At 61.4% G+C, this 23,655-nt stretch carries 20 protein-coding genes; 14 read left to right on the forward strand and 6 right to left on the reverse strand.

The features are described from left to right. The first annotated feature begins 47 nt into the window (after positions 1-47). Genes ccmA through ccmI form a run of 9 tightly spaced genes read left to right on the forward strand, consistent with a single transcriptional unit; the run spans position 48 to position 7,323 of the window. Positions 48-692, forward strand: coding sequence for a cytochrome c biogenesis heme-transporting ATPase CcmA (gene ccmA, locus MLD24_RS08115; RefSeq protein ID WP_248165987.1), 645 nt, complete (start codon positions 48-50; stop codon positions 690-692). Next, positions 689-1,411, forward strand: coding sequence for a heme exporter protein CcmB (ccmB, locus tag MLD24_RS08120; RefSeq protein ID WP_394373238.1), 723 nt, complete (start codon positions 689-691; stop codon positions 1,409-1,411). Before ccmA ends, ccmB begins: the two co-directional genes overlap by 4 nt. Before the next feature lie 55 nt (positions 1,412-1,466). After that, on the forward strand, positions 1,467-2,210 hold the full coding sequence (locus MLD24_RS08125) for a heme ABC transporter permease (RefSeq protein ID WP_227175483.1): 744 nt from the start codon (positions 1,467-1,469) through the stop codon (positions 2,208-2,210). Between the two features lie 4 nt (positions 2,211-2,214). Further along, positions 2,215-2,445 carry a heme exporter protein CcmD gene (ccmD, locus tag MLD24_RS08130; RefSeq protein WP_248165989.1) on the forward strand — a complete coding sequence of 77 codons (231 nt, stop codon included), beginning with the start codon at positions 2,215-2,217 and terminating at the stop codon, positions 2,443-2,445. A 20-nt stretch (positions 2,446-2,465) separates the two neighbouring features. Continuing rightward, positions 2,466-2,936: a cytochrome c maturation protein CcmE gene (gene ccmE, locus MLD24_RS08135; RefSeq protein ID WP_248165992.1), complete on the forward strand. Its 471-nt coding sequence runs from the start codon at positions 2,466-2,468 to the stop codon at positions 2,934-2,936. 50 nt (positions 2,937-2,986) lie between these two features. Beyond that, positions 2,987-4,993: a heme lyase CcmF/NrfE family subunit gene (locus tag MLD24_RS08140; protein WP_248165994.1), complete on the forward strand. Its 2,007-nt coding sequence runs from the start codon at positions 2,987-2,989 to the stop codon at positions 4,991-4,993. Then, positions 4,990-5,529, forward strand: coding sequence for a DsbE family thiol:disulfide interchange protein (locus tag MLD24_RS08145; protein ID WP_227175487.1), 540 nt, complete (start codon positions 4,990-4,992; stop codon positions 5,527-5,529). Before MLD24_RS08140 ends, MLD24_RS08145 begins: the two co-directional genes overlap by 4 nt. Continuing rightward, positions 5,529-6,023 carry a cytochrome c-type biogenesis protein gene (locus tag MLD24_RS08150; protein WP_248165996.1) on the forward strand — a complete coding sequence of 165 codons (495 nt, stop codon included), beginning with the start codon at positions 5,529-5,531 and terminating at the stop codon, positions 6,021-6,023. Before MLD24_RS08145 ends, MLD24_RS08150 begins: the two co-directional genes overlap by 1 nt. Positions 6,024-6,063: 40 nt before the next feature. Next, positions 6,064-7,323 carry a c-type cytochrome biogenesis protein CcmI gene (gene ccmI / locus MLD24_RS08155; protein WP_248165998.1) on the forward strand — a complete coding sequence of 420 codons (1,260 nt, stop codon included), beginning with the start codon at positions 6,064-6,066 and terminating at the stop codon, positions 7,321-7,323. 86 nt (positions 7,324-7,409) lie between these two features. On the opposite strand, the gene MLD24_RS08160 is transcribed toward ccmI, so the two are convergent. Genes MLD24_RS08160 through MLD24_RS08185 form a run of 6 tightly spaced genes read right to left on the reverse strand, consistent with a single transcriptional unit; the run spans position 7,410 to position 14,398 of the window. Beyond that, positions 7,410-9,155 (reverse strand): BatD family protein, encoded by a 1,746-nt coding sequence (locus MLD24_RS08160; RefSeq protein ID WP_248166000.1) that lies wholly within the window; start codon positions 9,153-9,155, stop codon positions 7,410-7,412. After that, positions 9,149-10,969, reverse strand: coding sequence for a VWA domain-containing protein (locus MLD24_RS08165; RefSeq protein ID WP_248166002.1), 1,821 nt, complete (start codon positions 10,967-10,969; stop codon positions 9,149-9,151). Before MLD24_RS08165 ends, MLD24_RS08160 begins: the two co-directional genes overlap by 7 nt. After that, the gene (locus MLD24_RS08170) at positions 10,962-11,966 is read right to left on the reverse strand and encodes a vWA domain-containing protein (RefSeq protein WP_227175492.1); all 1,005 of its coding nucleotides are present in this window, start codon (positions 11,964-11,966) and stop codon (positions 10,962-10,964) included. Before MLD24_RS08170 ends, MLD24_RS08165 begins: the two co-directional genes overlap by 8 nt. Beyond that, positions 11,960-12,424 carry a DUF4381 domain-containing protein gene (locus MLD24_RS08175; RefSeq protein WP_248166004.1) on the reverse strand — a complete coding sequence of 155 codons (465 nt, stop codon included), beginning with the start codon at positions 12,422-12,424 and terminating at the stop codon, positions 11,960-11,962. The genes MLD24_RS08170 and MLD24_RS08175 overlap by 7 nt, the downstream gene beginning before the upstream one ends. 45 nt (positions 12,425-12,469) lie before the next feature. Next, the gene (locus tag MLD24_RS08180) at positions 12,470-13,417 is read right to left on the reverse strand and encodes a DUF58 domain-containing protein (RefSeq protein ID WP_227175494.1); all 948 of its coding nucleotides are present in this window, start codon (positions 13,415-13,417) and stop codon (positions 12,470-12,472) included. Positions 13,418-13,435: 18 nt separating this feature from the next. Then, positions 13,436-14,398: an AAA family ATPase gene (locus tag MLD24_RS08185; RefSeq protein WP_227175495.1), complete on the reverse strand. Its 963-nt coding sequence runs from the start codon at positions 14,396-14,398 to the stop codon at positions 13,436-13,438. A gap of 381 nt (positions 14,399-14,779) precedes the next feature. Between MLD24_RS08185 and MLD24_RS08190 the strand changes: the two genes are divergently transcribed. From MLD24_RS08190 to MLD24_RS08210, 5 genes are all read left to right on the forward strand, one after another. Further along, positions 14,780-19,669, forward strand: coding sequence for an NAD-glutamate dehydrogenase (locus tag MLD24_RS08190; RefSeq protein WP_248166006.1), 4,890 nt, complete (start codon positions 14,780-14,782; stop codon positions 19,667-19,669). A 280-nt stretch (positions 19,670-19,949) separates the two neighbouring features. Beyond that, complete coding sequence (locus MLD24_RS08195; protein ID WP_227175497.1) at positions 19,950-20,129, forward strand: hypothetical protein; 180 nt, start codon at positions 19,950-19,952, stop codon at positions 20,127-20,129. Positions 20,130-20,219: 90 nt separating this feature from the next. Then, complete coding sequence (locus tag MLD24_RS08200) at positions 20,220-21,248, forward strand: methyltransferase (RefSeq protein WP_248166008.1); 1,029 nt, start codon at positions 20,220-20,222, stop codon at positions 21,246-21,248. 90 nt (positions 21,249-21,338) lie between these two features. After that, entirely contained in the window at positions 21,339-22,190 is an 852-nt protein-coding gene (locus MLD24_RS08205) for a UDP-2,3-diacylglucosamine diphosphatase (protein ID WP_248166010.1), read from the forward strand. Positions 22,191-22,983: 793 nt separating this feature from the next. After that, complete coding sequence (locus tag MLD24_RS08210) at positions 22,984-23,583, forward strand: hypothetical protein (protein ID WP_248166012.1); 600 nt, start codon at positions 22,984-22,986, stop codon at positions 23,581-23,583. Positions 23,584-23,655: the final 72 nt, after the last annotated feature.

Genomic DNA, 23,655 nt, shown 5'->3' on the forward strand with positions numbered 1-23,655 from the left:
CTCCCAAGGATGGCAGTAACCGGCACCGTTCCCGACCTGAGGCCCTGATGTCTTCGCCGATGCTACAGGCTGTCGATCTACAATGTGAACGCGATGACCGAATCCTGTTTCGGGGCCTGGATTTCTCCATAGTGCCCGGGACCGTGACCCGTGTCGAGGGCCCGAACGGCGCGGGCAAGACCACGCTGCTGCGTATTCTGGCTGGGCTGAACGACCATTTCAGTGGCGAACTCCTGTGGCTCGGCGAGCGCTGGCAGTCCCAGCGGGAGGCGTTCCTGCGGAACCTGCTCTACCTTGGCCACCGGCCCGGCATCAAGCCGTTGCTGACCCCCCTGGAAAACCTTCGTGCACTGACCGCGGTTCGCCGACCGGTCAGCGATCAGGCGATGAAACAGGCTCTGGATGGTACTGGATTGCAGGGTTACTACGATGTGCCCTGCCGCAATCTGTCGGCAGGCCAGCAGCGCCGGGTGGCGCTGGCGCGCCTGCTGATCGCCGATGAACCGTTGTGGCTGCTGGACGAACCGTTCACCGCACTGGACCGCCACGGGGTGGCCGGGCTTGAGCAGTTGTTGCTGGATCATGCCGCCAGTGGCGGTGCGGCGGTGGTGACCACTCACCACGAACTGGATCTGCCCGGGATGGCACGGATTACTCTGGGTGCCAGCCCCGCCGGGGAGGCGCCGTCATGACTGCCCGACAGCCCGGTGTGGCACTGGTTACTGCCCAGGTGGGTACCGCCAGTGCAATGTGGACGGTGGTGCGCCGGGACCTGAAATCCAGTTTCCGCCAGCGTCAGGATCTGCTCAACCCACTGCTGTTTTTCTTCATGGTGGTGACCCTGTTCCCCCTTGGTGTTAGCCCGGAAGTGTCATTCCTGCAGCGTTCCGGCAGCGGTATCCTGTGGGTGGCGGCGCTGCTGGCCACCCTGCTGTCGCTCGATCACCTGTTCCGTCACGATTTTGACGATGGCACCTTGGAGCAGATGGTGCTTCAGCCCCAGCCGCTGTTTCTGCTGGTGTTGGCGAAGACTCTGGCACACTGGCTGGTTACCGGATTGCCGCTGATTCTGCTGGCTCCGGTGCTGGGCATAATGTTGCATCTTGAAGGGAACTCTATTGCGGTTTTGTGTCTAACGCTGCTGATTGGCACACCGGTGCTGAGCCTGATAGGAGCCATCGGTGCGGCGTTGACGCTGGGATTACGGGCCGGGGGGGTGTTGTTGTCCCTGCTCATCATCCCGCTGTACATTCCGGTGCTGATTTTCGGCACCGGTACCGTCGCGGCGGCGGCGGATGGTACGCCAGTCGGTGGCTACCTGGCGCTGATGGCGGCGTTTCTGGTGCTGGCGATCACACTGGCACCGTTTGCTGCCGCGGCGGCACTGAGAATCAGTCTGTCCAACAGCTGACAAAGCTGGAGCCGACGACCAGGCTCCCAATAAAAGATGAGATGGTAAGTACCTGATGTGGCAATTCTTTCATAAACTTGGCTCGCCCAAGTGGTTCTATGGCATCGCCAATCGATTCATGCCATGGCTGTTCTGGCTGGGCCTGGCCCTGCTGCTGGGCGGCCTGGTCTGGGGCCTGGCCTTCGCCCCCAAGGATTACCTCCAGGGCAACAGTTACCGCATCATCTTTATCCACGTTCCCAGTGCCTTCCTGGCCCAGTCGGTGTACGTCATGATGGCGGTCGCCGGGGTGGTGACCCTGGTCTGGCGGATGAAGCTGGCGGATCTGTTCGTCAAGGCGGCGGCCCCGGTGGGGGCGGTACTGACCTTCCTGGCACTGTTTACCGGTGCGGTCTGGGGCAAGCCGACCTGGGGTACCTGGTGGATCTGGGATGCCCGTCTTACCTCCATGCTGATCCTGCTGTTCCTGTACCTGGGGGTGGTGTTCCTGGGGAGCGCCATCTCCGATGAGAAATCCTCCGCGCGGGCGGTTGCCGTATTGGTACTGGTGGGTGTGGTGAACATCCCCATCATCAAGTACTCGGTGGAGTGGTGGAACACGCTGCATCAGCCGGCGACCTTCAAGTTGACCGAGAAGCCCAGCATGCCGGCAGAAATGTGGGTCCCGCTGCTGTTGTCGGTGCTGGGCCTCTACCTGCTGTTCGGCTGGCTTGCCTGCCTGCGCATGCAAACCGAAATCCTTATCCGCGAGCGCCGCACTCGCTGGGTCAAAGACTTTGTCAGTACGGGAGGGCACTGATTCCATGGCATTTGATTCCCTGCAGGCGTTCTGGCTCATGGACGGGCACGGTCCCTATGTGTGGACCTGTTATGGCGTTTTTCTGGCAGGCCTGGTGGGCCTCGCGCTCTGGTCCAGACACCGTCGCAAGGTGGTGATCCGGGAACAGCAGCGTCAACTGGCGCGGGATCGCCAGGATCAGGGCGAGTCCACACCGGCCGCAGCGGCCACCTTTAGCCGTATTCATCCATCCTGAGCTTTGGCAGTTAGGTCCCCATGCATCCAGTTAGAAAGAAACGACTGACCATTATCCTTTTCCTGTTGGCCGGCCTCAGTGTTGCCGTCGGCCTGACCACCTACGCCCTGCGACAGAACATCAACGTGTTCTACGACCCCAGCGAGATTGCCGCCGGGGATGCACCGGTGGACGCCCGTATCCGTGCCGGCGGCATGGTGGAAGCGGGCTCGGTGGTGCGTAGTTCCGAAGACCTGACGGTCCGCTTCCGGGTCACCGACTACGCCGAAGCCGTCACGGTCCAGTACACCGGTATCCTGCCGGACCTGTTTGCCGAAGGGCAGGGTGTGGTGGCCATCGGCCGGCTGCAGGCCGACGGCACCTTCGTGGCGGAACAGGTACTCGCCAAGCACGACGAGAATTACATGCCGCCGGAAGTCAGCGATTCGCTGAAGAAGGCCGGCCATCCGGGGAGCGATACAGGCGCATCCGCCGAACAAACCGGTTACTGATAGCCCGCTGCGGCATCGACAAGCATTCCTAAACCTTTGAGGGGAGTACCATGTATCCCGAACTTGGACAGATCGCGCTGATTCTGGCACTGCTGTTGTCGGTGTTGCTGTCGGTGGTGCCACTGGCCGGCGCCATCACCGACCGGTCCCGGCTGATGGCGTTTGCGCGGCCGTTGGCCAGCGGTATCTTCGTGTTTATCGGGTTGGCGTTCGCCATCCTGACCCATGCGTTCCTGGTGGACGACTTTTCTGTGGCCTACGTGGCCAACAACAGCAACAGCCTGCTGCCCTGGTACTACAAGTTCAGTGCGGTCTGGGGTGGCCATGAGGGGTCCCTGCTGCTGTGGATTCTGATGCTGGCGGGCTGGACCCTGGCGGTGTCGGTGTTCAGTCGCCGCCTGCCGGAAGAGATCATCGCCCAGGTACTGTCGGTACTCGGCATGGTGACGGTGGGTTTCCTGCTGTTCATTCTGATGACCTCCAACCCGTTTGATCGCCTGTTGCCCAACGTACCGGCCGATGGCGCGGACCTGAACCCGCTGCTGCAGGACTTCGGTCTGATCGTGCACCCGCCGATGCTCTACATGGGGTATGTCGGGTTCTCGGTGGCCTTTGCGTTTGCCATCGCGGCGCTGATCAATGGCCGTCTGGACGCGGCCTGGGCACGCTGGTCCCGTCCCTGGACCACGGTTGCCTGGTCGTTCCTGTCGGTGGGCATTGCCCTGGGCAGCTGGTGGGCCTATTACGAGCTTGGCTGGGGTGGTTGGTGGTTCTGGGACCCGGTGGAGAACGCGTCCCTGTTGCCGTGGCTGGCCGGTACCGCACTGATGCATTCACTGGCGGTGACCGAGAAGCGGGGCGTGTTCAAATCCTGGACGGTCCTGCTGGCGATTGTCACCTTTGCGCTCAGTCTGCTGGGTACCTTCCTGGTCCGTTCCGGGGTTCTGACGTCGGTCCATGCCTTTGCTTCCGATCCTACTCGTGGTGCGTTCCTGCTGGGGCTGCTGGCGGTGACCATCTTATCCAGCCTGACCCTGTACGCGTTCCGGGCGCCAGTGGTGCACTCCCGGGCGCGCTACGGCTCGCTGTCGCGGGAAATCTTCCTGCTGCTTAACAATATCCTGCTGATGGCGGCGATGCTGCTGGTGCTGGTCGGCACCCTGTACCCATTGGTGCTGGATTACCTGGGCGGCGGCCGGCTGTCCATCGGCGAGCCCTTCTATAACCTGACCTTCAGCCCGATTGCCATCGCGGTGGCGCTGCTGCTGGGCGCCGGTATTTTCTCCCGCTGGAAGCGGACCGATGGCGGCTGGCTTGGCCGCAAGCTGTTGTGGCCGGCGGCTATCAGCCTGGTGGTCGCGTGTCTGACCATGCTGGTGTTTGGTGGTTTCACCCCCTGGGCCTTTGCCGGACTCTTTGGTGCGGCCTGGGTAACCGTGGCGACAGCGGCGGATCTGTGGGACAAATCGTCCTCCCGCAAGGGCCGCTGGCACGGTCTCAAGCGCCAGTCCCGCAGCTATTACGGCATGATCCTGGGGCACCTGGGGCTGGCGATTACCATGGCGGGGGCCACGGTGGTGTCCAACTACGGTATCGAACGGGATGTGCGGATGTCCCCCGGTGATACGGCGGAGATCGGTGATATCCGTTTCACCTTCACCGAAATCGGTGAGCGCCAGGGCAGCAACTTTGTGGCCCAGTACGCCCGCTTTGATCTGAGCCGTGACGGCGATGCCATTTCCACCCTGTATCCGGAGAAACGCCAGTATCGGGTCCAGCGCAATGTCATGACCGAGGCTGGCATTGATGCCGGTCTGACCCGCGACCTGTTTGTGGCGCTGGGCGAGAAGGTAGGTGACAACGCCTGGGCTGTGCGACTGCAGTACAAGCCGCTGATCCGCTGGTTGTGGCTGGGATCACTGTTCATGGCGGCAGGCGGTTTCCTGGCCATCGCCGACAAACGCTACCGGATTCGCAAGCGTGCCGAACAGTCGGCGACGGAGAACGGTAAGGCGAGCGGCGAGGAGAACCCGGCGGTGGCAGGAGCAGCAGGATGAGACGGGCACTGTTGTTCATTCCGGTGGTGCTGACGGTGATCCTTGGCATCGTGCTGTTCCAGCGTATCGGCAAGGACCCCACCCAATTGGAGTCTGCCCAGATTGGCAAACCCGTGCCGGCTTTCGAACTGGCGGATCTACTGGACCCGTCCGTCAGCCATGGCCCCGAAGCTCTCCGGGGCAAGGGACCGTTCCTGCTCAACGTCTGGGGGACCTGGTGTCCCTCCTGTCGCGATGAGCACCCGGATCTGATCCGGCTGGCGGAGCAGCAGGGCGTTCGCATCGTCGGCCTCAACTACAAGGACGAGCGGCCGTTGGCGCTGCAGTGGCTGGAGCGCCTGGGCAATCCCTACGCTCTGAGTCTGTTTGATCCGGACGGCAAGCTCGGCTTTGATCTGGGGGTCTACGGCGCACCGGAGACCTTTGTTATCGACGGTGACGGTATCATCCGCTACCGCCACGTTGGCGTCGTTAACCAGAAAGTCTGGAGCGAGACCCTGCAGCCGTTGATGCAGCAACTGGGAGGACAAGGCTGATGCGCGCCCACCAGGTTTCACCCCATCGTTTGACCCTGTTGCTGATGGCCTTCCTGCTGCTGCCTGTGAGCGGCTGGGCAACCACCGACACCTACCCGTTCAGTGATCCCCAGGACGCTGACCGGTTTCGCACCCTGATCAGCGAATTGCGCTGCCCCAAATGCCAGAACCAGAACATCGCCGATTCCAACGCGCCGATTGCCAAGGACATGCGGGACGAGGTCTATCGCATGCTGCAGCAGGGCGCCAGCAATGAGGAGGTGACCGAATCGCTGGTCGGCCGGTTTGGTGAATTCGTTCGCTACAAGCCGGAGCTGGACCGTCGGACCGCGTTGCTATGGGCGACACCGGTGATCGCGGTGCTAGGCGGGTTGCTGGTGGTCATTGGCATTGTCATTCGCTCACGACGCCGGCCTGAAAGAACCGCAGCACTGAGTGACGAGGAGCGGCGTCAGGCCGAAGCCCTGCTGAAAGATTCCGGTAACGATCGCTGATTGCCCAGACAGATTCACTGAACTTTGTAATGGTCACCCTATGACAACCACTTTTTGGCTGACGGCCGCGGTGCTGATTGCCCTGGCCCTGGCGTTTGTACTGTTTCCCCTGTTTTTCCATAAGTCCACCCGCCAGAGCGTTGGCGACCAGAGAAGCCAGAACCTGCAGGCCTACCGATCCCGCCTGGAGGAGCTCGAAGCCGAGTACGCTGCCGGCGGCCTGGAGCAGGACGATTACCAGCAGCTCAAGGACGAACTGGAGGGCAGCCTGCTGGACGACGTCAGCACGGCGCCGACCCATTCTGCAGCACAGCGGGATCGGTGGACGTCAGCGGTGGCGGTGGTGCTCGGCAGCATTGTGGTGGTGCCGGTTGCGGTGATCCTGCTGTACCAGGAGTGGGGGGCGATGGATCAGGTCGAGCAGTACCGCACCATGACCGCCATGGCTGCCGAGGAAGGTGATCGGGTTGCTCAGATGAACCGCCTTACCGACGAGTTGCGGCAGAAACTCGAAGCCAGCCCGGACAACCCCGACGGCTGGGCCATGTTGGGACGCTCCTACATGCGCGTGGAACGTTACCCCGATGCGGCCTGGGCCTTCGAGCGCCTGGCCCAGCAGGTGCCGGACCGGGCAGCTCAGGCCGTGGCCTGGGGACTGTCGGCCCAGGCCCTGTTTTTTGACAGCAAGGGCCAGCTGACCGACGCGGTTGAGCGGGCGATTGAGCAGGCACGATCCCGCGACCCGGATGAGGTCAATGCCCTTGGGCTGCTGGGCATCCATGCCTACAGCCAGGAACAGTATCAGCAGGCCATCGACTACTGGGAACGCATCGTCACCGTGGCGCCGGACCACCCGCAGCTGGCCTCGATTCGCCAGGGTATCGATGAGGCCTACCGTCAGTTGGGCCAGGACAATCCCGCCACGGCTCAGTCTTCCGGGCCCGGGGTGACGGTCCGTGTGGCACTGGCGGATCAGCTTGCCAACGACGTGCCGGCGGACACCACGCTGTTTGTGTTTGCCCGCAAGACCGGCGCGGACAACGCCATGCCGGTGGCCATTGCACGGCTGACGGCGGCGGATCTGCCGCTGGAGCTGAGACTGGATGACCGTCACGCCATGGGGCCGATGACGCGGATTTCTGAAGTGGACGAAGTTCAGGTGACGGCGCGCCTGTCGCCTTCCGGCAACGCCGTGCCACAGCCGGGTGACTGGCAGGGGGAGGCGGAATCGGTGATCGCGGTGACCGCGGACGCGTCGGAACCGGCCACGATCGTAATTGATCACCAGTTGGCGGAATGATTGGCCGCCACTGATGCACCACAAAAAAGCCAGCCAGCCTCGAGGGGCTGGCTTTTTTGTGGTGCCGTCCGCGTCTGTCGATGTGGTCAGGATCGTCCGGCCAGGCTGGCGGGGTAGAGCGGTGGCAGGCTGTCTGTCGGCTTCGCGGGCCTGGCGGCCTCACTGCGAATTGCCTTCAGGCGGGCGATGAGGGCATCCCCTGACCAGCTGTGCTGCTCACTGTCCGGTTCATGCTGGCGGCCAAAGTGGAGACTCTGCAGGTGCCGCAGTTGCTGCGACAGCTCAGGGTCGCCAAGAAATGCCAGCAACTCCGTCAGGGTGCGGAAATAGTTCGGTCTGAAGCGGCGATTGGCCCAGTGGAGCAGCAGTTGGGGGGTGTTGGCCTGGCCGTTGGCGGCGGCGGACAGCAGGATGTCAAAGCTGGCGGACTCATTCTGGTCCGGTCGGGCTGCCTCCTCCGATGGTGTTGCACGTGCTTTGCCCCGGCGACGCAGCAGTACGGCGGTGGTCACCGCCCAGCCCAAGGCCAGCACCACGGCAACGTAGCGCCAGAAGTTGCCTCCGTCGCCCGGCGCCGGCGACCCGGACACCTGACTGCCGGCGCTGTCCGTCATCTCGTCGCCGGTGTCACCGCGACCGGGAGAGTCCGGAGTGGTCTGGGCAGCGAGGGCGGCATTGCCGTTAATGGTGAGGGTGCGGGCGGGAATAATCGCCATCTGTTCGGTGTCGGTGCGGGTATCCCACCAGGGGATGCGGATCTCCGGCAGGGTGACGGTGCCGGGCGTCACGCCTACCAGCGCTTCGGTCTGGGTCAGACGGCCATACAGGCCGCTGGGACGGGTTTCGGTCTGGCGTTCCGGTTGTTCGGGGTAGCTGCGCAGGGCATCCGGCATCTGGCTGTCGAACGGCGGCAGCGCCTCTGAGGTCAGGCCCTGGGCAGACAGGCTCAGGGTGCGGGTCAGGTTCTGTCCCTGTTCAAGAGTGAGGTCCTTGGGCAGACCGGACTCCTCCAGGGTCAGGTCCCGGGCCGGCAACCAGGTGTCGCCGCTGAATGAGGCCGGCGGAGCCTCCACCGGAATATCGAACAGCTCGGCCCGGTCCCGCAGGTAGCGCAGTTTGCCCTGGGGATCACGGCTCTGGCCTTCAAAGCGGATGGGATCAATGGTGAGTTCACCGGGCTGCTGCGGGAAGATGGCGTACCGTCGCTCCACCACTCGATAGGGCTGACCGTCCCGGGTCCGGTTGTACTCGCGCTGCTGCCCCAGCGGTTCGATCATGGCGGTGGCGTGCTCCGGTTCCGAGAGCTCACCTCTTAACAGATTGCCACTGAAATACAGCTGGATCGTCAACACCAGCTGTTCCTGCACGTACACCCGATCCTTGTCAGTGGACAGTTCGATGAAGACATCCCTTGAGCCTGGTTTGACGGTTAGCGGAATAGGCTCCGAGGTTTGGTCTCGGAAGCGAATTGGGGGAATCTCCAGCTCACCGGTGCGCTTCGGTGCAATCTGAACGCTCCAAGTAATGTGGTTCACTACAGAACTGTTAGTGGATCGAATCTGGTGTCGATGGCTGGGCGTGCCCAAGATTTCGAAATCTGATTCGAGAGGGGAGAGATCGGGCATCGGGATGTCAGAAACATCGAAATTGATGAGATCACTCAATGTGAGATCCAACTCAATGCTGGATTTGATGGTTAAAGTGATGATGTCGTTATCAGATAGCTCCGTCTGATCCGCTTCTACCGTCAGAGAGTCCGCAGCCTGAACCTGGGACAGCGGCGTAATCAGGGCAATCAGAAACAGTAGCGTGGTGGTTAGCCGGCTTACCATGGTGTGTCGCTCTTGTCCGGTTGGGTGTCTCGTTGTTGGTATTGCTGCAGGAACTTGCGGCGCAGCAGTCCGCCAGGGTCATCCGGGACCCGTCTCAGCCACTGCTCCTGGCCCTGGCTCAGGGGAGATTGCTGCAGTTGGGCCGGGGCGGTGGAGGTGCCCTCTGGAGTACCTTCCTGCTCCTGGCCCTGTTGCCCGGACTGGTTCTCGGTTCCGCTGTTTTCCCCGTCAGCGTCGGTGTCGTCCGGTTCCGCATCGCCGGCCTCGCTGTCCTGCCGGGACTGTTGATTTCCCTCTTCATTGCCGCTCGGCTGACCATCACCCTGCTGGTCCGATGGTGACTGACCGCCCTGGGATGATTCGTTGTCAGACGGGTCCTGGGGCGGTTGCTCGCCGGACTGTGAGTTGCCGTCGGGGGACTGTTGTCCGGACTCGCCGTTTTGTTGCTCCTGCTGCTTCTGCTGCTCCAGCAACTGCTCGACCAGATTCCGGTTGAAGCGGGCGTCTTCGTGGTCCGGGTCCGCTTCAAGCACGTCGTCGTAGGCGGCCAGGGCCTCTTCCAGCTGTTGGTTTCTGGCCAGGGCATTACCGAGATTGTAGCGCGACTGCAGATCCTGCTGATCCTTCAGCGTGTTGATGGCATCGGCATAGTTTTCGGCACGGTACTGGGCGGCGGCCTGCCAGCCCGGGTCTTTGAACTTCTCTGCTGCTGCCGCGGCGTCTTCGGCGATCAGCGCTTCTGCGCGCTGCTCGGGCCGTTGCCACAGATCGGCCCAGTCCAGCGCCAGCGCAGGCCGGGGCAGGCCCGGCAGAACCAGCGCCACCGCCAGCACCAGTACGCCCCGCCGCATTCCCAGCGCCACCAGCGGCACAATCAGCCACAACAGCCAGTAGCCGTCGTCCTGCCAGCGTTCGATGCTGAGGTCCCGTTCACTGTTCTGCCAGCGATCGCTGTCCTCACTGCGCAGTTGGAGCTGGCGGATATCCTGGTCGTCCAGAGTCAGGGTGTGGCTATCGCCGCCGGTGGCTGCAGCCAGTTCTGCCAGCGCCTGGGGATTGGCCGTGGGCATGACGATCTTGCCGTTGTCGCGGATAAAGCCATGGCGGGCCAGGGGGATCGGACCGCCTTCGGAGGTGCCGACCACCAGCGTGCTGAGAGTGTAAGGGGACCCTTCCAGCCGTTCGATAATGGCGCTGCGGTACTGGCTGGCGACGTCATCGGTCATCAGCAGAATACGCCCCCGGCCCAGAGCGCCGTTGTCCAGCAGCGGCAGGGCCTTGGCCACCCCCAGGTCGGCGCGGTTACCGGCTGCCGGCATGATCAGCGGATCGATTGACGACAGCATGCCTTCGATGGTGCGGCGGTCGTCAGTCAATGGTGCGACCACATGGGCGTCGGCGGCGTAAACCACCAGCGCGGTCAAGCTGCCATCACGACTGGCAAGCAGGTCGCGGATCTTGCGCTTGGCCTGGGTCAGCCGGTCCGGCTTGACGTCGGTCGCGAGCATCGACAGTGACAGATCCAGTACGATGACCAGGCTGTCGTCCTGGCGCTGCAGTGGTGTCGGGGCCTCGCGCCAGGCAGGGCCGGCCAGGGATACCGCCGTCAGTACCAGCACCAGCGCCAGCGGCCACAACCGAAGGCGGCTCTGGCCGGGGTCATCACCGCTGAGCAGCGGCGCCAGCAGGTGTGTCGGGATGATGCGATTCCAGCCGCTGTCCCGGGAGACCATGGCCCGCTGCAACCACGGCAGCAACGGGATCGCCAGCAACAACAGCAGCCATAGCGGACGCAGCAGGTGGAAGTCAGTCATGGCTCACCTCCGTGGTTCGGGCGGGCAAGGCGCTGGCCAGCCGCATCAACAGCCAAAGCAGTGCAGCCAGACCGGCAGGCCAGACATAGAGATCGGTGGTGGGGCGGTAGTGCTGGCCCTCCAGTTCGATCTCTTCCAGTTGGTTGATGCTTTCGTAGATCATTTCCAGTTCCGGCAGGCTGCGGGCGCGGAAGTAACGACCTCCGGTTTCCGAGGCGATGCGCTGGAGCAGCTCTTCGTCCAGGTCCCTTGACGGGTTGACCCGCCGTGAGCCCAGCAGCCCGCGCTGGATCATCGATTCCGCGCCAATGCCGATGGTGTACACCCGCACGCCGGCGCTTTTGGCAATGTCCGTGGCGGTGTCCGGGGAAACTTCACCGGCGGTGTTGGCGCCGTCGGTCAGCAGGATCACCACCCGCTGCTCCTCGGGCCGGTCCCGCAGCCGTTTGATCGCCAGACCCATGGCATCGCCGATCGCGGTGGCACGTCCGGCCATACCAATCCCGGACTCGTCCAGCAGGATGCGAATGGTGTCGTGGTCAAAGGACAGGGGGGCCTGGACGTAGGGCTCGGTGCCGAACAGCAACAACCCCAGCCGGTCACCCTCACGTTTGCTGATGAAGTCGTGCAGCACCCGTTTGACCGCCTGCAGCCGGTTGATGGCGCGACCATTGGCGACCATGTCCTGTTCATCCATGCTGGGGGAAATGTCCACCGCCAGCAGCAGGTCACGGCCGGTCACCGGCAGTTGCACCATTTCACCGACATACTGGGGCCGCGCCAGCGCGGTCACCAGCAAGACCCAGATCAGTGCCATCATGAGCTTCTGCCAGAGTGACAGGCCGTCGCCGCTGCGGGTTACCCCGGGCAGGTCGCTGAGCCAGTGGCCGACCGGCAGCACCGGCGCCTCCACGCTTTGCTGTTGTCGACGCTTGCGGAGCAACCACAGGGGCAACGGCAGCAGTAGCAATAACCAGGGATAGGCCAGCTCTAGCATGACTGCCTCCGCAACCAGGTACGGGCGAGACTCAGGGCCGCGTCTCCGTCGCAATCCGGACGTGGCTGCCAGACCGCCTCAGACATCGCCTTCAGCACGTTGAGGTGGTCGCTGCTCAGCTCTCCGGTTTCCAGCAGGAAAGCCTGCCAGGCTTCGCCACTGAGGGCGTCAGGCCGGCGCTCCGGATAGCGATGACGGGCGCAGCGTTTGAGCAGGCTGTTGAGTTCCCGGTACCAATGGTTGTCCCGGGTAGATTGGTCCGCCAGTTGGGCAAGCTCCTGACGGGCCGATCCCAGCCAGCGGTTGCGCTGGCGGCGATGGATCAGCCAGGCCACCAGCAACGCCACGGCGATGATGGCAATCAGTGCCAGCAGCCACCAGCCGGGTGCCGGCGGCCAGAAACCGCCGGGTTCCGGCAGGTGAATGTCGCGCAGTTGGCTCAGTGGGTCGGGTTCCATGACAGCTCTTGTCGGGTGTAGCTCATTGTTGGAGTCTCGGTGGCATCAGCCGATGCGGCCCCGGGGGCCCAGCAGTGACTGCAGAAAGCGCACCGGCTCGGCGTCAGTGGCCAGCGTCTGACACTCCACCCCGGAACGCTGAAAGCACTGCGTCAGGGCCGTTTCGTGTTTCGCCACGCGGGCCGCAAAGGCTTCCTGAAAGCGCCGGTCACTGGCGTTGAACCAGATTGGGCCGTCTGGACCTGTGACCGCAAACCGTCCCTTTTCCGGCAATCGGTGTTCCAGCGGATCGGTCACCCGGATGGCAGTGACGCTGTTGTGTCGGGCCACATTGGCCAGCAGGCCGGCGGTGTCATCGCTGAGATCGAGAAAGTCGCTGATCACGAAGATCCGCGCGCCGGTGTGGCTGACCCGCAGGGTTTCCTGCAGGGCGGTATCCAGGTGGACCCGCGCCCGCTCGGGTCGGCTGTCGCCGGTGAGGCGGGTGTCGGGACGATGCTGGTAGTGGGCCAGGTAATCCAGCAGCCGCAGCACCGATTTTTTCCGGCGGGCCGGCCGCTGCACCACGATGTCCTGCTCGTTGAACACGATGCCACCGACCTGGTCGCCGGCGGCCAGGGCCAACCATGCCAGGAGGGCAGTTACCTGGGCACTGCGTACCTGTTTGTAGGCGCCGGTACTGCTGAAGAAATGGCTGCGATTGAGGTCGCACACCATCAGCACCGGCCGTTCCCGTTCCTCTTCATAGAGTTTGGTGTGCGGGGTCTGGCGGCGTGCGGTGACGCGCCAGTCGATGCTACGAATGTCATCACCGGGCTGATAGGGGCGGACTTCCGCAAAGGCCATGCCCCGTCCGCGGCGGGGAGAGGCCTGCATGCCGGCCTGGACCCGGCGAACCTGGCGGGCCGAGGGCAGGCGCAGCGCGCGGGCGTCGGCCTGCAGCCGGATCAGCGCGGGCAGGTCGATGAAAGTGGCGGTTTCACTGGCGATCATCGCTGGGCAGCCCTGGGATTACGCGGGGACCGGAACACAGTCGATCAGACGCTGGATGACGCCGTCCGGGGTCATGCCTTCGGCCTCGGCCTCAAAGGTCAGCAGCAACCGGTGTCTGAGGACATCGAAGGCGATGTCGCGGATGTCATCGGGGGTCACGTAATCACGACCGTCGAGCCAGGCCAGCGCCCGGGCACAGCGGTCCAGCGCGATGGTGCCCCGGGGGCTGGCGCCAAACGAGGTCCACCGTGCCAGCTCCGGGTCGAGGCTGGCCGGGTCGCGGCTGGCCAGCACCAGGGCCAGCAAATAGTCCTCCACCGCATCGGCCATGTAGACCTCCGCCACGGCCTGGCGAGCCTCGAACACCTGCTGCGCGCTGAGGCGGAACGACACTTCCTGCTCGGGCTTGCCGAAGCCGTCCCGTACCAGCCTCAGGATAGCGCGTTCGGCATCCGCACGGGGGTAATCAATCAGCACATGCATCAGGAAGCGGTCGAGCTGGGCTTCCGGCAGCGGGTAGGTACCTTCCTGTTCAATGGGGTTCTGGGTGGCCATCACCAGGAACAGCTGATCCAGCGGGAAGGTCTGCATGCCAACACTGACCTGGCGCTCGCCCATGGCCTCGAGCAGGGCGGACTGGACCTTGGCCGGTGCCCGGTTGATTTCGTCGGCCAGCACCAGGTTGTGGAAGATGGGGCCGCGCTGGAACTCGAACTGGCCGGTTTCCGGGCGATAGATCTCGCTGCCGGTGACGTCCGAAGGCAGCAGGTCAGGGGTGAACTGGATACGGTGGAAGTCGCCTTCCAGGTGGTCGGCCAGAGCCTTGATGGCGGTGGTCTTGGCCAGACCCGGAGCGCCCTCCACCAGCAGGTGACCATCGGCCAGCAGGGCGATGAGCAATCGCTCCACCAGCTTCTCCTGACCAATAATCCTTTTGGCTAACTGAGACCTGAGCTCTCCAAACGTATGCTGTAGCGACATCGGCAGAAACTGCTCCTGAGTGTGGGCCTGTGAACCCTGCTGGGGCCTTGCGGGGCGCGGGTTGTCGGGCATTTTGCGAGCGTTGCCGCAAGCGTGCCCAACGAGCCCTGGATGCCTTGGAATCATCCCGCCAAACCGCCTCAGGGCCCTCAGAAGGGGGGTGGCTTTCCGGGTGTAAGTGTAATTCCTGACCCGGTAAAACTGTCCCAGTCTTTGTGGCTGGTCGTCAAAAATCAAGGGTTTGACTATGCTTGTGTGACGGCCCCGATGGTTCCGCTCCGAACCTGTTGTGATGGCAGGGCGCAAGGGGCCTGTAAGGACAGCGAAATCGTCCGATGACCCGCGAGTATTACGATTCTTTCACACTAACTGAGGTCGATCATGAACGCGCTGACAGTGGCCAGCAAGGATCAGTTTTTCGAGCAACTGGCTGAGGCATTCAATCAGAAGATAGAGAAGAAGGAAGCCAAGAAGATCTACGACTTCGCCGTCCAGTACCTGGCTCATATGCCGCTGGATGAGCTGGTCAGCCGGCGCTTTTCCGATACCTATGGATCGGTGATTGCGGCCTGGCAGTTCTTCCAGAAGCGCAAGGCCGACGAATCCCTGGTGTCGGTGTTCAATGCCGACCTTGAAAGCGATGGCTGGCAGTCCACGCACACCAATATTTTTGTCCTGCATCCCAACATCCCGTTCCTGATCGATTCCATCCGCATCGCCATCAATCAGCGGGAAATCGGAACCCATACCATCCACCACGCCGTGCTGCAGGTGGACCGGGATCGTCAGGGCAAGCTCAAGAAGCTGCATACCGACAGCAAGTCCACCTCCAAGAGCGACTACGAAGCCTTTATTGCCCTTGAGATCGACCGCCACAGCGATCCCAGGGATCTGGCAGAGCTGGAGGAGATACTGCAGACGGTTTTGCACGAAGTTCGCATCGCGGTCTCGGATTTCCCCCGGGTGACCGACAAGGTGCACGAGATTGTGGCCGAGCTGGATTCCACCTCTGCCAAGATCAGCGAGGAAGACAAGGAAGAGGCGCGGGCCTTCCTGACCTGGCTATCAGAGGATCGTTTCACTTTCCTTGGCTACGACGAATATGACTTCGCCAAGGAAGGCAACAGCACGGTGGTGCGCCGGGTACCGAAATCGGAGCTGGGTATCCTGCGGGTCAACAACGAGCGCCCGGACAAGGTACGTCTCAACGAGCTGCCCAAGCGTACCCGCCAGGAGATGACCCGCAAGGAAGACATCTTCATCTTCGCCAAGTCGGCACAGCGCTCGCGGGTGCACCGACCAGCCTACCCTGACTACATTGCGGTCAAGAAATTCAACGACAAAGGTGAGGTGATCGGCGAGCGTCGTTTCCTCGGCCTGTACACCTCCCGGGTCTACAACGAGCGGCCGGACGCGATCCCGCTGCTACGCCGCAAAGTGGAAACGGTGATGGAGGCGTCCGGTTTCCTGCGGGACGATTACGCTGGCAAAGAGCTGGAGCAGATTCTGGTGGTCTATCCCCGGGATGAGCTATTCCAGATCGACGCCCAGGAACTGCTGAAAACCGCCCTGGACATTCATTACATTCAGGAGCGTCGCAAGGTTCGCCTGTTCATGCGGGAGGACGTCTACGCCCAGTTTGTTACCTGCCTGTGCTTCTTCCCCCGGGACATCTACAACACCGAGCTGCGTCTGAAGGTGGAACAGCTGCTGTGTCGCAGCCTCGATGCCCAGGATATTGAGTTCGTCACCCACTTCTCCGAGTCAATCCTGGCGCGGGTGCAGTTCACCATCAGGGTGCCCCAAGTCGAGAACCGCCAGTTGCCATTGGCGGAACTGCAGCAGCAGGTGGTGGATCTGGCCCAGTCCTGGCGCGACGGTCTTGCCGAGGCGCTGAGCGAAACCTATGGCGAAGAGCGGGGCAACGAGATTTTCCGGCTCTACGGTGCGGCGTTCCCGGCCAGCTACCAGGACATGTTCTCGCCACGGCGGGCGGCCATTGATCTGGAGCACATCACCGAGGCGGTGAACAACAATCACCTAACCATGAGTTTCTACCGGGCGCTCGAGGAAGACGAGAGCACCTTCCATTTCAAACTGTTCCACATGGACGTGCCGCTACCGCTGTCGGATGTGATGCCGATCTTCGAGAACCTGGGGTTCCGGGTTATTGGCGAGCACCCGTTCGAGATTCTGGACCGTAACGGCCGTACCATCTGGATTCACGATTTCACCCTGCAGTCCAGCAGTGGTGCGATGGTGGACATCCACCGCATCAAGCCGATTTTTGAAGAGCTGTTCCGGCGGGTATGGTACGGCGAAGCGGAAAACGACAGTTTCAACCGTCTGCTGCTGTCGTCCTACATGGACTGGCGCGAGATTGCGCTGTTGCGTACCTACGCCCGCTACATGCGTCAGATCCGGATTTCCAACTCCCAGACCTTTATCTCCAATACCCTGGTCAACCACGTTGATCTGGCCCGCCAACTGCTGGACTACTTTGGCGTCCGCTTCAATCCGGACCGCTACCAGAGCGACGGCAAGAGCAGTGCCGCCCAGCAGAAGCTGGAGATCGAGTTCAATGCCGGCCTCGACAACGTCGACAACCTCAGTGAGGACCGGGTGCTGCGGCTCTACCTGGAGCTGATGCAGGCGACTCTGCGTACCAACTACTATCAGCCCGATGCTGAGGGCAGCACCAAGCCTTACATCAGCATCAAGCTGAACCCCCACGGCATTCCGGACATGCCGCTGCCGCTGCCGATGTTCGAGATCTTCGTGTACTCGCCGCGCGTGGAAGGGGTGCACCTGCGCGGTGGCCGGGTTGCCCGGGGCGGCCTGCGCTGGTCCGACCGGTTTGAGGATTACCGCACCGAGATTCTCGGCCTGGTTAAAGCGCAACAGGTCAAGAACGCGGTGATTGTGCCGGTGGGCGCCAAGGGCGGGTTTGTTGCCAAGCGACTGCCTGACCCGTCGGATCGGGACGCATTCCAGAAGGAAGGCATTGAGGCCTACAAGACCTTCATCCGTGGCCTGCTGGATGTCACCGACAATCTGGTGGATGCGGTGATCACGCCGCCGGAGCGGGTGATCCGTCACGACGAAGACGATCACTACCTGGTGGTGGCGGCCGACAAGGGCACGGCGACCTTCTCCGACATCGCCAATGGTCTGTCGGATGAGTACGGCTTCTGGATGGGCGACGCGTTCGCATCTGGTGGTAGCCATGGCTACGACCACAAGAAGATGGGGATCACCGCCAAGGGGGCCTGGGTGTCGGTGGAGCGCCATTTCCGCGAGCTGGGTATCAACCCGGCGGAAGATGAGTTCACCGCCATCGGCATCGGCGACATGGGTGGCGACGTCTTTGGTAACGGTCTGCTGCGCTCGGACAAGACCCGACTGGTGGCAGCGTTCAACCACCTGCACATCTTTATCGACCCGGAGCCGGACCCGGCCAAGAGCTTTGCCGAGCGGGACCGGCTGTTCAATATGCCCCGCTCCGCCTGGTCTGACTACAACCCGGAGCTGATCTCCAAGGGCGGTGGGGTGTTCAGTCGTAACGCCAAGTCGATCCCGGTCAGCAAGGAAATGAAGAAGCTGCTGAACATCAAGGCGGACCGGGTACCACCGAACATGCTGATCTCCCACATCCTCAAGGCGGAAGTGGATCTGCTGTGGTTTGGTGGCATTGGTACCTACGTCAAAGCCAACAGCGAAGCCCATGGCGATGTGGGCGACAAGGCCAACGATGGTCTGCGGGTCAACGGCAACGAGCTGCGCTGCAAGGTCGTAGGTGAGGGCGGTAACCTGGGGATGACCCAGCTTGGCCGCATCGAGTTCGCGCTTCGCGGTGGCCGTCTCAATACCGATTTCATCGACAACTCTGGTGGGGTGGATTGTTCCGACCATGAGGTCAACATGAAGATCCTGCTTAACCGGGTAGTGGCCAGTGGCGATCTCACCGAGAAGCAGCGTAACGTCATGCTGGAGAAAATGACAGATGACGTGTCCGAGCTGGTGCTGAAAAACAACTACCGTCAGACCCAGGCTCTCAGTATTGCCACCATGGAAGCGGCAACGCGGCTGGAGGAATACCGCCGACTGATGAACGGGTTTGAGGCCGAGGACAAGCTCAACCGGCCCCTGGAATTCCTGCCGGATGATGAAACCTTGGCCGAGCGCAAGCTCGACAAGAAGGGTCTGACGCGGCCTGAGCTGTCGGTGTTGATTTCTTACGTCAAGGGCGATCTCAAGCAGACGCTGATCGACAGCGATCTGCCGGATCAGCCCGAGCTGGAAAGTGAGCTGTTCAAGGTATTCCCGCTGGCGCTGGAGAAGAAGTTCGGCAAAGAGTTGGGTGAGCACCAGCTGAAGCGCGAGATCATCGCCACCCAGGTGGCCAACGACATGGTCAACCACATGGGAATCACCTTTGTGGATCGCCTCGCCCAGTCTACGGGAGCGTCTGCGGCCTCCATTGCGCTGGCCTGGATCATTGCCCGGGACGTCTTCCAGCTTGATACCTGGTGGGAGAAGATCGAGGCGCTGGACTACCGGGTGCCGGCGAAGCTGCAGATGGAGCTGATGAACCAGCTGATGCGGCTGATTCGCCGGGCGGTCCGCTGGTTGCTGCGTAATCGCCGCAGCGAGCTGAGCATCGACAACCACATGCAGCGCTTCTCAGACGGCATTGTGCAGATCGCCAGCGACCTGCAGGCCTACCTGGGTGAGCACGCCAAGGCATCCTGGAACCGCAAGCGGGATGAGCTGGTAGAGCAGGGGGTACCGGAGGATCTGGCGTCGGTGGTGTCCGGCACCTCCTACCTGTACTCGGCGCTGGGTATCATTGAGGCCCGCGAGGCCACTGGCATGCCGCTGAAGACCGTGGCCAACCTGTATTACACCCTGGGTGACAAGCTGGACCTGACCTGGTTCGCCAATGCCATTGCCGAACTGGTTCCCGGCTCACACTGGCAGGCGCTGGCCCGCGAGAGCTTCCGCGAAGATCTGGAGTGGCAGCAGCGGGCGCTCACCACGGGTGTGCTCAAACTGGCCTGTCCCTCCGGCGAGGTCGACAGCTGTGTCAATAGCTGGATGGCGGAGTACCAGCCGATGATCACGCGCTGGAAGTCCATGCTGGCGGAGCTCAAGGGAGTTCGTGAGCCGGAGTACGCCATGTTCTCGGTCGCACTGCGGGAACTGCTGGACCTGGCCCAGAGTACCATCCACACCCAGTCGGGCAGCCCGGAGTCGGTGCCGACGGCCTGACTTGCCCATTCCTCACCGCCCTTCCAGTGGCGGTCATTGCTGCGCCCCGGGAGCCTGTCTCCCGGGGCGTCATTTCCTTCCGTTACCTTTCAGCTATCACGCCGGGCTATGCCAGAGCGTGCGCCAGTCGTCATCTTTCTATCACTGTTACCAAAGTGCTTAGAGGTGCAAAATATTGTCACCTTAAATGTAAAACGCCGTCAAAATATCGTGAAATGCGTCATTTTCTGACACAGAGCGTCGGCGTTACACTGTGCGCGTTGTTGTTAGGAGGTAAACAATGCGACAGGTATTTGCAAAAGCTCTGAACAAAGTCGGACAGCGCAAGACCCGCAAGGCCGAAGGCCTGGACCGCAAGGATGAGACGGTCGACCAAGAAAAACAGAAAGCTCCAGCTAGCGATTGGGACATGTCACCGGAGGACGCGTTGCGCGTCGGTACGGTGGCCAACTACAAATAACGTCCCCTCTGCCCGGATTGCTGGCGAGACTCTACCGGCAGTTCGGGTTAAAGTATCCCGCTTTCACTGTACGCCCGGGATGCTCTCTCCATGTCCTCCAACCCCAATGTTCACGCCGTTCTGATCCGAAATCGGGAGCGCCTGCACGGGCGCATTGTACTCATCGGCGCAGCCGATGCTGACTTTCTTCCGCAGCTTGCCCCTGAGGGGCTGGTGGTGACGGATCATGCCGGCTTGTACCAGCGTCTGGGCAACGTTCCAGGCTGGACCGCGCACTTCGGCTATTATGCGCTCGAGGGCGGCATCGGGGAGGTGGATACCGTGGTGGTGTTCATGCCCAAAGCCAAGGCGGAGTTGGGTGTCAGGCTGCAACTGGCGGTAAGCCTGTTGCGCATTGGTGGCCAGGTGCTGCTGCTGGGAGAGAAGCGCGAAGGCATCGCCAGTGCGGTCAAGCAGCTCAAATTGCTGGTCTCGAGTCCCGTCAAGGTGGATAGCGCTCGCCACTGTCAGGTCTGGCAGGCAACCGTCGATACGCCGCAAGCGCCGCCAACGCTCGATGACTGGCTGACCTGGCATCCGGTGGCGGTGGCCGACACCGCTATCGACGTCGCTGGCCTGCCGGGTGTGTTCAGCAACGGTCGGCTGGACGATGGCACCGCGGTGTTGCTGGAGACGCTGGCCGAGTGCCCGTTGCAGGGGCCGGTGCTGGATTTTGCATGCGGTGCGGGTGTGATCGGTGCTTGGCTGCAGTCCCACGGGTTAGACGATACGGTCGATGGGATCGATGTCCAGGCGCAAGCTGTGGCCTGTGCCCGCGAGACTTACCGCCGTAATGGTGCCCGCGGAACCATCCTTGCAGGGGATGGCCTGGATGTGGCGACCGGACGTTATGCCGCCATCGTCACCAACCCGCCTTTTCACAGCGGAGTGCGCACCGACACCTCGATGACGGAGCGCTTCCTTGCTCAGGCGGCAGACCACCTGTCTGCCGGCGGGGAGCTCCGGCTGGTGGCCAACAGTTTCCTGCCCTATCGTGAGCTGATCAAACGCCATATCGGCCCGTGTGAGGTTCTGCGTCAGGATGGGCGCTTCTCGGTGTATCGCGCAAAACGTCACTGAACTGACCTGAGCCTGTCACAACGCCGTCATCCGGTTGGGCCACCGTAACACTTGAGTTAAGGAGCCTCTGAACAATTCCGGAGACGGCGGATGCAGAAATACCGAAGCGTATTCATTTCCGATGTCCATCTGGGATCGGCCGACTGCCAGGCCGACTACCTGCTGGATTTCCTGTCCAACATCGAGTGCGACACCCTCTACCTGGTGGGCGACATCATTGACCTGATCGCGATGCAGCGACGGGTGCATTTCCCATCTTCCCATCAGGCCATCGTACACAAGCTTCTGGAGATCGCCGCGGGTGGCACGCGGGTGATCTACGTTCCCGGCAATCACGATGAGTTTCTTCGGCACTTCTGCGGCCAGACTCTGTCCGGTATCGAACTGATGCAGAAAGCGATTCACACCACCGCCGATGGGCGCCGGTTTGTTGTTTGTCACGGTGACCAGTTTGACCAGGTGGTGCGCTGCAGCCCGCTGATGCTGGTGGTTGGGGATCGGGCCCATGGCCTGTTACTGCGCCTGAATCGTTGGTTCAACGCCTGGCGCCGGATGCGCAACAAGCCCTACTGGTCGCTGGCGGCCTGGGTGAAGACTCGCATCGGCAAGGCCCGCTCCTTCATCCGCCGTTTCGAGATGGCAGCCCTGACGGTGGCCGAACGAGGCAAGTATGACGGCTTCATTTGCGGTCACATCCATTCCGCCGGCTTCCTGCGGAGTCAGGACGGTCTCTACTGCAACGACGGCGATTGGGTGGAGCACTGCACGGCGCTGGTGGAAAACGCCAGTGGTCGCCTCGAAATCCTGCACTGGTCCGAAGCCCCGTCGGTGGTTGAAACCGAACCGGACGAGCCCGCCCCGGAATTTGCCAAAGGCCCACGGCCGGTAGTTGACGTGCTGACCCCCGCGTTTATTGAGCAGGTGAATGCCGAGCCGAAGTAGGTGGTTCGGCTGGTACTGTTTATCCGATTGTGCTGGCCGGCGGCTCGAACCGTGTTTTGGAGTGGCAGTGGTATTTGCTGTCCATGGATTCTGAGCTGTTGAGATCTACATCATATTGGATCTCTCGCTGGCATCATCAAGAATATCGACTGTTCAAGTAAGTGGATGTGTCCTCGATGCCGGTGCGCTAGGGCCAGTGACCGGTTGGCTGAAAAGTCTCTGAATCCTTTCGCTTCTAGTATCAGGTGAAATACCGTAAAGGAGGTGAGCCTGAGTTGAGGCTCGGGTTCATGGTCAGTTCCCGTTACAATGGCGGCTTCAAGATCTAAGGAAGGAGTGCATGTACTGAAGAGGTTGATTGAATTTTAGTAAGCTTGGGCAGTGTCATTAGTCTGATGGTGTCGATAAGGCCGTTTACCGGTGCATTCTCTGGTGGCATGGCAAATTTTGGCTGGGGTGCACAACTGACAGGCTGGTAAGCGAATGTTGTATTTTCAGCGAGTAGTGTTGATCGTCCAGGTTGACCTCGGGTTCCTCGATAGGGCCGCTCAGCCTGGTGCGGGCAGAACCATTGCTGGAGAACGTCCAGGTGGAAAGGCTTTCACCCATGGAGAGTCGGCCTATTGAATTGGATCTCCTCAGAGACAAACAGTAGATTAACGATTTCACCAGACGGGACACTAGCCATCTTGTTTTTTGCTCGGTTTTATGAGTAAACAGGGTAGATGTAAAGATCTGAAACCGTTAGTATCACTTTTCATCAAGGAAGAAGAGCTAATCCAGGAGGATTCTGATGCCAGAGGTTCATTTTGCTACTAAATTATATGCTCCTACTGACTTGGTTGGAGACGATCCTGACGCATTGTCAAAATTCCGCGTAGCCAACGGCCTGCAAGCTCACGACAATATTGTTCCTGGAAAAGCCTATACCCTCGACATAGCCGATCCGCAGTCCCTTCCTGTGATTAGAAGGATTAACTCGCTACCAATTGAACAGCGTAAATGTTTAGTGAAAATTGTCAGTAGTGTTGGTGACGAGATATATAGATTGGCTGCATTCTTTCAGGAGCATTTCGACTCCATTTTGGCGCAAGGCCACAGCTTAGTTGGTGCCGCCTCTACTGCAGCTCACACAAGAGTGACGAGTTTTGAGCGTGCTCTCTTAGATTATCGAGAAGCTTTGTTAGCCTACCAAAAGCTGCAGAGTGCTGACAATGCTGGCCCAGGGATAGGCACGCGCCGTCTACAGGCTGAGGCAAGAGTAAGGTCTGCCTACCAACGGCTGGAGGTAGAATACAGTAGGGAGTTGGCTCGGTTTTCTCCGGAAACTTTGAGAAGTAAGAATCGAGGGGGAGCATTAAGCAATGCTAATAGGGGGATTCTTCTGGCCTGAAGTCAAACAATAAGTGCAGCACCACTCGTTGGTAGTGCCCCGGAATATTCTCCCCAGAACACCTCCGCCGGT

This window comes from Marinobacter xestospongiae, assembly GCF_023156385.1.
Taxonomy (GTDB): domain Bacteria; phylum Pseudomonadota; class Gammaproteobacteria; order Pseudomonadales; family Oleiphilaceae; genus Marinobacter; species Marinobacter xestospongiae.